3 protein-coding genes are annotated in these 13,229 nt (G+C 66.7%); 2 read left to right on the top strand and 1 reads right to left on the bottom strand.

The features are described 5' to 3' along the window. Window positions 1-402: 402 nt before the first annotated feature. A complete protein-coding gene (locus DRB96_RS00865; RefSeq protein WP_112446308.1) occupies window positions 403-4,566 on the bottom strand; it encodes a ricin-type beta-trefoil lectin domain protein in 4,164 nt (1,387 codons plus the stop codon). 1,439 nt (window positions 4,567-6,005) lie between these two features. On the opposite strand from DRB96_RS00865, the gene DRB96_RS00860 reads away from it, so the two are divergent. Further along, the gene (locus DRB96_RS00860) at window positions 6,006-9,884 is read left to right on the top strand and encodes a hypothetical protein (protein WP_162688421.1); all 3,879 of its coding nucleotides are present in this window, start codon (window positions 6,006-6,008) and stop codon (window positions 9,882-9,884) included. Then, window positions 9,830-13,159 (top strand): ricin-type beta-trefoil lectin domain protein, encoded by a 3,330-nt coding sequence (locus DRB96_RS00855; protein ID WP_112446306.1) that lies wholly within the window; start codon window positions 9,830-9,832, stop codon window positions 13,157-13,159. The genes DRB96_RS00860 and DRB96_RS00855 overlap by 55 nt, the downstream gene beginning before the upstream one ends. The last annotated feature ends 70 nt before the right edge of the window (window positions 13,160-13,229 follow it).

The raw sequence follows: 13,229 nt of genomic DNA, 5'->3' as shown, positions 1-13,229 counted from the left end.
CACGGCTGTCGTCCCGGCGCAGCTATGCCCAAGGCGTCTCTGTCCGGGAGCGCCCTTTGAGCCGCTTGCCCACCTCGCGCCGCGCGGCCGGTTCCGAACCCGCCAGCCCAGTACTGCCTCAGCCACAACCCACGCCTGACCCCGAGGTGCCGAGTCCGGTTGATGGCAGGCGCCTTCGCGCCGACGATGACTTCCTCGTGTGTCGTAGGAGCAGGGGTCACTTGTAGGAGCCACGATGCTCCGGCGCCGAACGGGGGCTCTACGCCAGAGTTGGTCTGGTGCTGCACGTCTTCTGCTGCCGATCACCTCCGTGCGCGTAGGGATGAGCTGGTGGTGAGCACGAGAGGCGTTCGGCCGAACTTCCCGGACCGAGCGCCTCTCGCGTCTGCTATTGGTGGGTCACTACGGGGAGTACGGCAGGTTGGCCATCGTCACCGTCGGGATGCTCCAGCGCTGGGCAGGAGTGCCGTTGCAGGTGACGAGCATGAGGGTGGTTCCCCAGGTTTGGCTTGCCCAGGGGTCGTCCAGGCACATGCTGGACTGCGGGTTGTAGAGGGTGCCGTCAGCGCGGGGGAGCCACTGCTGGCCGCCCTCGCCCTTGCAACTCGAGAAGACGACCGGGGTACCGGACGCCGTCTGGTTGCCGTTGGCCGAGACGCACTGCCCGTTGATGGCGATGCTGCCGTTCGCGTTGATGTCGAACTGCTGGGCGGGCGACCCGTTGCATCCCCAGATTGCGAGGCGCTGGCCGTCAGCGGTGTTGTTGTTCGGGGCGTCCATGCAGATGTCCGGCGATGCGGCGAAGCGGATCGGGACTTTGGCCGCCGATACAGCGGGCACGTAGTCCTGGTGGACGGACAGGTTCGCGATGCTGCCGCTCAGCCAGTTCGCCGCCTTGCTCTGGTATTTTTCGCGGCCGAGCACGAGCTGGCCGCTGGGTTCGGGGCTGGTGCTCGCCGCGTGGTGGCCGCTGGAGGCAAGGGTGCCGTTGACGTAGAGGCTCATCGCGCCTGTCGTGGCGTTGTAGGTGGCGGTGAGCTGGGTCCACTTGACCTTGTCGACGGCGTTCGCCGGAGTGACGGAGCTGTTGAAGTCGTAGGGCCAGCCGTCATCGTCGCCCTTGGCGATGGCGAAGCGCCAGTCCTTGCCGTCGGACCAGAGCTTAAAGCTGCTCGCGTGTGCCAGGTCCTGGCTGACGATGGTGTTGTCCGCGGCCCCGTTCACCTTCGCCCAGGTGCTGACGGTGAAGGACTTCCGGGTGTCGACGACCTTGGAGGGGCCGGTGACCACCGAGTGGTCAGTGCCGTCGAAGGCACCGACCTGACGGTTCTGGCCGCCCAGACTGTCCGTGGGATACGTGACGTCCTGGGTTGTCGTGGTGTTGGCGACGCCCCCGGCGTTCATCGCCGGAATCGCGTTCGCATTGCCGTCGAGACGCCATTCGATCGTCGGCGCCCGTCCGCTCGCGCGCACCTGGTACTCGCCGTCGAGGCCGGTCACCATACGGATGCCCGCGACAGGTGCGTTCGTCGTACCTGCCCAGGAGTGAAGTGTGCCGGTGGAGTCCTGTGCCCAGAAGTCCGGGACGCCGTCGTCGTTCAGGTCGCCGTCGGAGCCCACTCGCGGATAGGTGGCGGCTTTGAGGTTCGCACCGATCCGGGTGGTCGGCTGCTTGGCCAGGCCGGTCACCACGAGAGTGAGGTCACGGTCTTCGGGGTCGTCGGGGTTCACGCTGCGCGAGGCAGTCGTCATCGCGTACTGGAAGACGTCCCCCGTGCTCCGGTCGCGGACCCAGAGGGCTGGTGCGGCGTCAGCGGTGGCACCGATCCGCAGGGCGTTCCCGGGAACGATCAGGTCCTTCCCGTCCCAGGGGATGCCGGCGTCGACCAGGGTGGGCACGGCCAGCTGCTGGTTGGACTGCATCGGGTAGAACCAGAGTTTGCCCGCTTCCACGGAGAGCAGTCCGGTGGCGTTCGTGACATCGCCATCAGGCGTGCGGCGGGTGGTCTTGGCCGGGCCTGTCATGGTGATCTGGCTCGAGTACTTCCAGGTCTTGCTCGTGTACCCGGCACAGGACGGGGTGTACGTCGTCACGAAGCAGATGGGCTTGTCGATCGGCTCCTTAGCGCCCAGGTTGTAGGTGCCGGGGTTGGCCAGGTTGTTGTCGTAGGCGAAGAGCGTCTCGCCTCCGATGGCACCGATGGCCGCCGGGTCCTGGTGGACGAAAAGGTCGTCCGCATTGAGGCCCGGATTGCGGGAGCCGCGGTGGGAGACCCGGTAGTCCTTCCAGGTCGTGCCGGCGCTCGTTTCCGGCCCCTGGAGGGCGCTGGCGGTGGTGCGACTGGGGATCATGCTGGCGGCGGTGCCGTCGCTGGCGCGGCCGTACGCGATGAGGTTGCCCTTGTCGTCCGGGAGCAGGATGTCGGGGCGGCCGTCGCCGCTGGTGTCCCCAAAGGCGGCCGGGCCGGGCTTCCAGGGAACGTAGAAGGCGTAGGACATGGTTTGCGAGGCGTTGCCGGCTTCGTCGAGGACGCGCGCGTAGACGATGTTGGTGCCCCAGTGCGTGGGCTTGACGCTGATGCCCGTGAGGCTCTCGGCGTCACATTTTCGGGTCACGTCGGTGAGCTGCGGGTTGAAGCCGAACTCGATACAGGCCAGGCCCGACTTGCGCAGAACCGTACCGGGGCTTGCGCCGGAGGGGACGACCGGGCTGGCGTCAGAGGCGACGACAGGGATGATGCCGGTGTCGCCGAGGCCGAGCTTGGTGACCCGGCCGTCACCCGACGGTGGGAACTGCTTGGCCAGGTCGGTCGCCGGTTCGAACTTCATGACCGGCGGGGTGAGGTCCACTGCGAAGTGGCAGGTGGTGCTGGCGGGACCGCGGAGGAGACCGTCGTCGCCGCGGGTGGCCCAGGCGTAGTTGTGGCCGTCCTTCAGAGTGCCGTAGGGCGTTGTGTACCGTGCCTCGCTGCCCGTTCCCACGAAGCCGGACCAGCCCTGATCGGCGGTCCCTGGGTCGGTCATGTCGAAGAGGTCCACCCATTCGGTGAGCTGACTCTGGTTGGGGCTCTTGACGGTGGAAGCGAGGGTGACGTTGCTTGTTGTGATCCACCCGTACTGTGCCTCGGCCACGGTGCCGCAGGCCTGCGTATCACCGGCCACGACGCGGCGCGGGGCCGGGACGGTGCGCGGGTTCTCCGGGGGCAGGGGCGGGAAGTCGTACTGCGTGCTCAGGGTCGCGTTGTACGAGAAGCGCTTGAAGCCGATCTTGTCGCCGGTGCCTTCCGGTCCGCGCAGGGCGAAGGCGAGCGGTTTGCCGGTGTCGCGGATCGCGTCGCGCATCGCACCCGTGACGTTGAAGTCCACGGGGACGTCGCCGTAGCAGTCGGAGCTGTTGCCGTTGCCGGGAACGTTCTGGGCGCCGATCCACTCCCGGATCTCGTGCTTATCCCAGGACACCGAGCTGTCGAACTCCCGGGCCCGGTAGACATCCACGGAGTACTTGTTCGTGCACGACCAGTCCGCGGAGATGTACTGGCTCACGCGCAGGGTGGCTGAGTTGATGGTCGCGCCGGCGTATCCGTTGACGGCGAACTCGTACAGGGAGCGCTCGATGCCCTTCGCGGTCTCCCAACCCTGGTAGCCGACGCCCGGGTGGTCACGGTCGGTCGAGCCGGTGCGGTCGAAGTTGCCCGTGCCGGGCCAGGCGGAGCCGACCCAGGCGTGGTGCTGCTTGCCCCGGGCATCGGGAGACCAGGACGGGTCCACGTAGATCGGGTAGCTGGTGTTGTTGCCGTCGAGCAGGTCCGGACTCGGCGCGAGCGCGATGGCTCCGGAGGCCTCAGCACCGGAGCCGGTCACTTCGGCGCGGGTGACGGGAATGGTTGCCACGCTGGCCCCGATGCCAGGCCCCTGAGCACTGCTCAGAACAGGCTTGGGGCCGGAGGGCCCCGCCGATACCTCGACGGCGTCGAGGGCCGCAAACTTGGCACCTCCATTGCTGGGCTGGCGCGGTTCCTTGGCGGACCACATGAGCGGAGCCGGCGCCCGGAAGGCGGCACCGTCACCGCCATCGGCTGTGAGGCCGCCGTCCTCACTCTTCGAGAGAGTCAGGCCCTTGGTGGTGGTGGGGAAGACCAGGTTGTGCACGGCCGGGTTCGCGGCCGCGGCTGGGGTCCGGAGGATCACGACCGTGGTGTAGCCGCCCCACTTGGTGGCGTTCACCTGAAGGTCGGTGTCGGGAGCGACGTTCTGGAACAGCGCGCCGTTGCCGGTGAGCACCGGCTTGGACAGGGCGCCCGGGAAGGGCGAGGACACCGACAGTTGCTTGCCCTCCTCGGTGGTCATGGTGGCCAGGGGACCCGTACCGCCACCGGAGACGGTCAGCCCGGAACTCGACGCCTTCGGCACGACTGTGCCGTCCGCCCCCACGATCAGCGCGTCGTCCAAGGTCAGCCACTTGCCCTGTGTGCTCTTCGTGCGCTCCGGCAACAGGCTCTGCTCGGTACGCAGCTTGCCTTCCGGAGTCACGACGGTTGTGGCGTACTCCGTGGTGAGCTCGGGCACAGGAACGTCCTTGCCGGTCCGCACCGCCTCGACCCGAGCCTTCTCGGCAGGGCCGACAGGGGCCGGTACCGAGGGGGAATCCCCGGCCGCCCCCGAGCCGGGCTGCGAGGTCGCCGCTTGCGCGGCGTGGGGCGCCGACAGCAGCAGAGCCGCGAAAAGGGCCAACGCCACGGTGGCTGATATCGGTCGGTGTGATCCCTGACGCGCCTGGCTCGGGAACGATGAGTTCGACAAGGTTCGCGGGCCGGGCCTTGGTTTGTTGGTCACGTCTTTACGCCCCCCATTGCGTGTGTGTCTCCATGCAATTTCGCACAGAGATCTGAGGAACTCTGACAGGAAGAAACGCACTCAGCAATGTGCGATCTGCGGTTTCTTGCCCTTATGTCGGATGTGACCGTCAAATCGTGCGGTGATCTTGAGCACGCACGTTGACTGACCAGCCAGATTGGCCCGAACCGGCCTGGCGGAATGCCGGATGCACCGGCTACGCCGAGGCGCGACGCGGTGTCAGGGATGTACGCGCATGGATCGGAACTCGCTTTATGTGCAAGCGTGTTGATCTAATGGGGTGGCAGACCCTCATGCCCAACCGCGCCGAGTCGCGGGAGACGCTTGCGGATGGAGCCCGTACGGCAGGACATTCACCCGCGCAGCCGCCCTTGCGTGAGTCCAGGGGTCTGGGTGAGTCCACAGCTCCGCATGTGGCAGGATCCCCCCCCGGAATCTGGCAGCTATGCCGACGGCGATACTCTCGTGCGACTTGTGGAGCATGCAGTTTTCACGGCCGCCCCACCCGCTCACACCAAGCTCCACGGGTTCAGGTGGGGACCGGATCGCCTTGCCGGGCTCACGCTTCTCCATCACGCCCAGGGTGCAGAAGGGGGCGAGATCGGCCGGCAGGGCTGCGAAAGTGCAGCGACCTGGCCTAGGGATTTTCAGCCAGAAAGCCGTGACCCGCTCCCGCGTGATGTGAAACACTTTCAGATCTCAAGATTTTGTCGACTCTAGAGCATATTTGCAGGTAAATTCCCTGCGATTGAGTCGTTGATCATCAGGGATCACGGCCATCTTGGCCAACTCCGGGGGGAGTTACGATGCCAGTCCTTGGCATGCGTAGAAATAATCAAAAATATCGGACACGAGCCACCTTTCCGATTGTTCTTGCCCTGACGACATCCCTGCTCTCCGTGCCCATTGGGCAGGCAGCAGCAGCCGGGCCCGATTTCAGCAAGGCTTGGAAGCCCCCACACACGCCGCTCCCGAGAACCGCGTCGCTGAAGGTATCCCCGGCCCGTACGGCCGGAGAGGTCAAGCCTCCCTTTGCCGTTCCCGAGCGGCCGAAGCCGGGACAGGCTCTTGAGGCACGGCCGGCCCAGACCGGCACGGCGGATCTGGCGGCCGCTCGGCCCGGCGTTCCCGCCCGCGCAGGCGACCTGCCGGTGTGGGTAGCGGCCGCGGGTACGACGGACGCCGCAGGCGTCACCGTCACGGTCTTCCGCGGTGACTCGCGCTCCACGGCTGGGGCCGGAGTCCACGGCGAGCTGCTCACGCTCTCAGCCACGCGTCCGGGCGCCACGACAGGGTCCGTCCCCACTCGGGTCTCGCTCGACGTTGCCGCCCTCCAGGCGGCGACGGACGGACAGTTCACTTCCCGCGGCCGGTTGGTGGCCCTCCCCGCCTGCGCCGCTGTCACACCCGAGCGCGCCGAGTGCCGCGAGCGCACGCCCGTGGCCATGGACTACGACAAGGCCACCGGCCGTGTGAACGCCGACGTGGCCGTCCCGCTCCCGGGCCGCTCGGTGCTCGCGCCCTCGGCCAAGCAGTCCGGACAGTCTTCTGCGGCCTCGTCGGCCGCCGCGCCGCCCGCCGCGCCCGCGCAGGGCGTCGTACTTGCAGCGGAAACCGGCCCCTCGGGCGGTGGCGGCTCCTACACCGCCACATCGCTGGCCTCGTCGTCCGGGTGGGCCGCCGGCACGGCCGCCGGCGCAATGACTTACGGCTACCCGATCGAGACGCCGTCCACCCTGGGCGGCGTGACACCCAGCGTGGAGCTGGGCTACAACTCCGCCTCGGTGGACGGCCGTACGTCCGCCACGAACTCTCAGGCCTCTTGGGTAGGAGAGGGCTGGGACTTCAATCCCGGCTACATCGAACGCACATTCAAACCCTGCCACAAGAACGGCATCGACACCTCTGGTGACCTGTGCTGGGGCGGATTCAACGCCGTCATCTCCGCGGGTTCCCACAGCGGGCGGCTCGTCCGGGGTGACAACCAGGGCTCAGCCGGCGCCACCACCGACGCGGCCACCGGCACCTGGCGCCTGAGCGCGGACGACGGAAGCAAGGTCGAGTTCTTCTCCGACGCCGCCAACGGCGTTCCGGGCGGCACCTACGCGAAGATGACGGACAGCTCCGGCACCGCCTTCTACTTCGGCGTCAACCACCTGCCCGGCGGAGACAAGACCGACCCGGCCACCAACTCCGTCTCCAGCGTCCCGGTCTACTCTCCGAAGAGCGGCGACCCCTGCTACGACAGCGCCAAGGGCAAGGCCTCGTACTGTCAGATGTGGCAGCGCCTCTCCCTCGACTACATCGTCGACGCGAACGGCAACCTCACCACCTACACCTGGGCTCCCGAGACCAACTGGTACGAACGCGGCGGCGGCCAGAACGCCGGCACCGGCAGCCGCACGGAATACACCCGCGCCAACACCGTCCAGAAGATCGCCTACGGGCAGCGGCTGAGCGAGCAGATCGCCGCCAAGGGAACACTCGAGCCGGCGGCCCGTGTCACCTTCGGCACGGACGAACGCTGCGATCAGGCCGTCTGTGACGCGGCCAACCGCACCGCGGCCAACCAGACCCACTGGCCCGACGTCCCCATCGACCAGGAGTGCAAGAAGGCCGGCACCTGCACCAACTACAGCCCGACCTACTTCACAACCAAGCGGCTGGCCAACATCACCACCCAGGCCCGCATCAACAAGGCCTGGAAGGACATCGACTCCTACGCACTCAAGCACTCCTTCCCCTCCCCGTCGGACGCCACCAGCCAGAAGGTCCTGTGGCTCGACTCCGTACTGCGCACGGGCAAGGCCGAGACCCCGGCCGCAGCCCTGAAGCCCGTCACCTTCACGCCCGTCATGCTGCCCAACCGGGTCGACGGCACGGATCTGGTACCGGCACCGCCGATCATGAACCGCGCGCGGATCCAGCAGATCAAGACCGAGACCGGCGCCGTCCTCAACGTGGACTACAACCTGCCAGGATGCTCCCGCGTCAACAAGGTGATGCCGGCCGCCGAAGACAACAACACGATGGCCTGCTATCCGGTCCGGTGGTCCCCGCAGGGTTCGCTCGCGAACGCGGACCCGGTCCTGGACTGGTTCAACCACTACACGGTCAAGTCCGTCACCGAGAACGACACCACCACGGACGCGCCGCAGAAGCTCACCGCCTACACCTACGGTCCCGCTGCCTGGCACCGTGACGACAGTGAGTTCACCGAGTCCAAAGCGCGCACCTGGGGAGATTTCCGCGGCTTCACCACCGTGACCTCCACCGTCGGCAGCGGCACGGACGGCCCGCGCTCCCAGTCCCGTACCACGTACCGGACCGGCATGAACGGGGACAAGCGCAAGGACGGCACCACCCGCAGCGTCCACCTCACCGATGCTCTAGGCCGGGACGTCACCGACGACGCCTGGCTCAGCGGTGCGGCACTGCAGACCGAGACCTTCGACCAGGCGGGCGGCACCGTCACCGCACGCAGCGTGAACTCCGCGTCGGGCGAAGCGGAGACCGCGAGGCACATCGTCGGAGGTGGCCTGCCCGACCTGGTGGCCCGGTACAACGCCACCACGACCACGGCAATCGGCCAGGAGCGCAAGGCCGACGGCACCTGGAGTACCCAGACCACCACGACGCATACCGACAAAGACCACAACAATCGCGTCGAGACCGTACTCGACCAGGCGGACGGCCTGCCGGATCTGTGCACCCGCAACAAGTACGCGGTCGCACCGGACCCGCAGCGCACAGCCCTCGTCTCCGAGACGCTCACGGTCTCCGGAGCCAACGCCTGTAAGGCCACGCCGGACGCTACGAACACCGCGTCCGCCCAGCGGATCCTGTTCGACAACAAGCCGTACGGTGAGGCCGGGGCGACCGGTACGACGTCGGGCACCCAGACGCTGGACCACTACAACGCCGACGGAATCGCCTCTTACACCACCAGCTCCCTCCTCACGTCCGACGTCTACGGCCGCGGGACGACCGTGACCGACCCCCGCACCACCGACGCCCAGCACCCTGCGGGCTCCACCGCCAGCGTCACCTACACCCCGGCGGCGCCCGGCGAACTCCCGCAGAGCATCACCGTCTCCGCCCCCGCGCCCGGGGTATCCGGGGCCACATGGGACACGGTGAACACCTTCGGGACCCGCCGCAGCACCAGCCTCACCAGCACGGACCCCAACGGCAAGGTCACGACCCAGACCTATGACGCCCTCGGGCGCATGACGGCGGTCTGGCTGCCGGGCAGGTCACCGCAACTCAACCCCGACGCGGCGAACGTCACCTTCGCCTACGTGGTGTCCGACACGGCAGGTGTGCCGTCCACGCGCACGACCAGCACCCTGACCAGGGACGGCGGCACACCGGTCCGCACGAAGTCCATCGACCTGCTCGACAGCTTCGGCCGCACCCGCCAGACTCAGTCCACCTCGCCCAACCCCGAGTACACGGGCCGGCTCATCAGCGAGACCCGCTACGACTCCCAGGGCCGACCGGCCACGGTCAACGCCACCGCGTACAACGAAGATGCCGGCCCCTCCGGTACCCGAGTGGTGGCCGCGGACAGCACCATCGCCCAGCAGACCCGCACCTCCTACGACGGCCGAGGCCGAGCGATCGTGTCCGCCTCCTGGTCGAACGGCGTGGAGCAGTCCCGTACCACGACCAGCTATCCGGACGCGGGCCGTACCGACGTCGTGCCGCCCCAGGGCGGTTACCCGACCACACGTTCGCCGACATCCGCGGACGCGCCACAGAGCTCTGGCAATACAGCACGGCCACAGCCACCGGCAATCGCGCTGACGCGACCATCACGGCATACACCTACACACCCACCGGTTCCCCCGAGACCCGCAAGGACGCGGCAGGCAACACCTGGCGATACACCTACGACCTCCAGGGACGCCAGACCCAGTCCACCGACCCCGATTCCGGAACCAGCACGACCACGTACGACGGAGCCTCCCGGGTGGCGAGCACCACCGATGCCCGTGGCAAGAAGCTCGTCTCCACCTATGACCTGATCGGACGCAAGACCGGTCTCTACGCCGACTCCGTCACCGCGGACAAGCAGCTCGCGGGGTGGACCTTCGACTCCGTTGCCAAGGGCCAGCCGACCGCATCGATCAGGTACGCCGGAGGAAGCGGAGGCCAGGCTTACACGACGACGGTCAAGGGGTACGACGACGCCTACCGCGCCACGTCCTCCAGCATCACCATCCCCGGTCCCGAGGTGGGACAGGCGGCCGACGCCCCCTTCACCTACAACACCACAGCGGCGTACGACGCCCTGACGGGTCAGCTCACGAATTCCAGACTTCCCGCGCTGGGCGGCCTGCCGCTCGATAAACTCTCCTACTCGTACAACGACTACGGTCAGCTGTACAAATACGCCGGCGCGACCACGTACGACGTCCAGACCAAGTACGACGCCTACGGCAGGGTCCTCCGCTCCACGGTGAACCCCGACGCGACCCAGGTCGTGATCACAGCCGACTACGACCAAGCGACGGGACGTCTGCGCAAGCAGTTCCTGGACAAGCAGACCTCGCAGACCGGCGCGGTCCAGCAGACCGGGTACACCTACAACGACGCTGGCCGGATCACCTCCGTCACCACGATCCCGGACAACACCCCCACGGCCACCGACCGGCAGTGCTTCACCTACGACAGCCTCGGCCGGGTGACGACCGCCTGGACCGACACCGCGGGCATCACGGTCCCGCCCGCCGACCAGGGGCAGACCCAGGACCAAGGTCAGTGCACCAGCACCGCCCCCACTGCGGCGACGGTCGGCGGAAGCAACCCGTACTGGCAGGACTACACCTACGACATCACGGGCAACCGCAAGACATTCACCGACCACGACCTCACCGGCAACACCACGAAGGACACCATCACTACCCAGGCCTTCCCCGGCGCCGGAACGGCCAACAACGGGAACGGCCTCGGAGGCCCGCACGCGCTGACCAGCACCACCACCAAGACCGGCGCCTCGACCACGGCCGCCGGCAGCAACGGCTACGACGCCGTCGGCAACACGACCAGCATGTACACCTCGAAGACCGGCAACACAGGGCTGGTGTGGAACGCCGAAGGCAAGCTGGACAGCAACACCCCGCCCATCTCCATCACCGGCATCGGCGGCAAGTGCCTGGACATGCAGAGCGCAAGCTCCGCCAACAGCACACCTGTTCAGATCTACACCTGCAACGGAACCGGAGCACAGAAGTTCGCGCTGAGCGGATCCCTGCTCAAGGTATTCGACAAATGCCTCACCACCTCGGGCACCACAGCCGGCTCGACCGTCCTGCTCCAGCCCTGTGACGCCTCCGCATCCCAGACCTGGACCAAGCGCGCCGACGGCACCCTGTACAACGCCCAGTCAACACGTTGCCTGTCCGTACCCGGCAACGTCACCACCAACGGCACCGACGTCGTACTCGGCGACTGCGCCACCACCGTGCCCGCGGGCCAGAAGTGGACGGCCACCGACCAGACCACCTCGTACGTCTACGACGCGAGCGGTCTGCAACTCATCCAGCGCAACCCGGGCAAGACCATCATCCGGCTCGGCTCGGACCAGCTCACCTACGACACCGTCGCCAAAACCCTGACCGGTACCCGGTACTACCCGATCCCGGGCGGCCTGACCATGGTCCGCGAGGGCACGACGGTCATGTCGATCCAGCTCGCCGACCACCACGGCACCGGCCTGCTGTCCCTCGACTCGGGCACCCTCGCCGTCTCCCGACGCGCGTCGGACCCCTTCGGCAACCCCCGAGGCCCCCAGCCCGCACCCGGGGTCTGGGACGGAGACAAGGGCTTCGTCGGTGGCACCCAGGACGACAAGACGGGCCTGACGAACCTGGGCGCCCGCCAATACCAACCCTCAACAGGCCGCTTCATCACCACCGACCCGCTCCTCGTCGTCACCGATCCCCAGCAGTGGAACGGCTACGCATACAGCAACAACGACCCGGTCAACCTCTCCGACCCCTCCGGCCTGCGCCCCGATGGAACCTGCGGCGGCAATACAAGCACCTGCACGCCGAGCGATTCCCGCAGCGGTGCGACGGTCAACTACCACGAGTCGTGGCAGTACACGGGTAACGGCGGATGGCGCTGGCAGTCCTGGATCATCGATAAAAGCGAGACAGCTGCCAGGTCCGAACACTTCGTTCAGCCGTATCGAAGGTACGTTCACCCACGTCATCGCATGAAGGCGACCGGGAACACACTCGCCGGGGTAGCTCGATCTTTCATCGCCCCTGTTATTGACATGATGTCTCACACAGACCGTGGGGGAGAAGTCCACGACGGGGCGATGGGTCTCGCGGGTGTCGACACCGGGGGTGAGGAGTACGAGGACGGCAACAAACTAGGGTTTGTAATCGGACTCCTAAGCGGCCGCTCTGGGTTGAAAATCGGCCGCTTTGGGTTGAAAACCGGCCCACGTACGAAGCCACTCCCACCGTGCGTCCGCCATTCCTTCCTGCCCGGCACCAAAGTTCTCATGGCCGACGGATCTGACAAGAACATCGAGGACGTCGAAGTCGGAGATGTCGTTCTCGCAACAGACCCCGAAACCGGCGAGAACTACAAGAAGACCGTCCTTGATACGATCCTGACCAAAGACGACAAGGACTTCACCGAGCTCACTGTGGCCACGAAAGACGGCCCGCAGACAATCGTCGCCACAGACACCCACCCCTTCTGGGTCCCTGAACTCAAGGAATGGGTCGAGGCCGGCGACCTCAATGTGGGCACCTGGCTCCACTCCAGCACAGGCGACCGCGTCGAGATCATTGCACTCAACCGCTACACCAAACTCCAGCGCACCCACGACCTGACCGTCGACGACGTCCACACCTACTACGTACTCGCAGGTCGCGCACCGGTTCTCGTCCACAACACGACGGGTTGCGGACCGGACCTAGGAGCATCCTGGAAGGCTGCGAGCGACAGTAAGATCGTCGGTAGCAGCGGCTGTGAGGCATGTGCTGTGCACATTCAAGGAAGGCTTGGCGGAGGCGAAGTACTGGAAATTCTGCCGCAAATTCAAGGAAAGTATCCGACGTTGCCCTACAAGGGTAATGAGGGTGTTTGGTATAATCACTATGCCGTCGTCAAGGACGGCCGGGTCTTCGATAATTGGACCGGGCGGCATGGGGTACCAGAGGCGGATTACATGGCCCGCTTCTCCGACAGTGTCGGGGCCTTCCCGGTGGTGACGCGACGGGGTTCGCTCAAGCTCGACGGAAACGGGAACTATCAGTTCCATCCGGGGGGCGGTTAAGCCATTTGCCACCGATCAGGTAAAGATCTTGCTCGCGGAACACTCAGACGCGGAGTCGACCTTCCAGGGA

The sequence above is a fragment of the Streptomyces sp. ICC1 genome (genome assembly GCF_003287935.1).
Lineage (GTDB): Bacteria > Actinomycetota > Actinomycetes > Streptomycetales > Streptomycetaceae > Streptomyces > Streptomyces tritrimontium.
The sequence above is the reverse complement of the archived record's forward strand: the minus strand, read 5'-3'. Positions and strand labels throughout refer to the sequence as shown.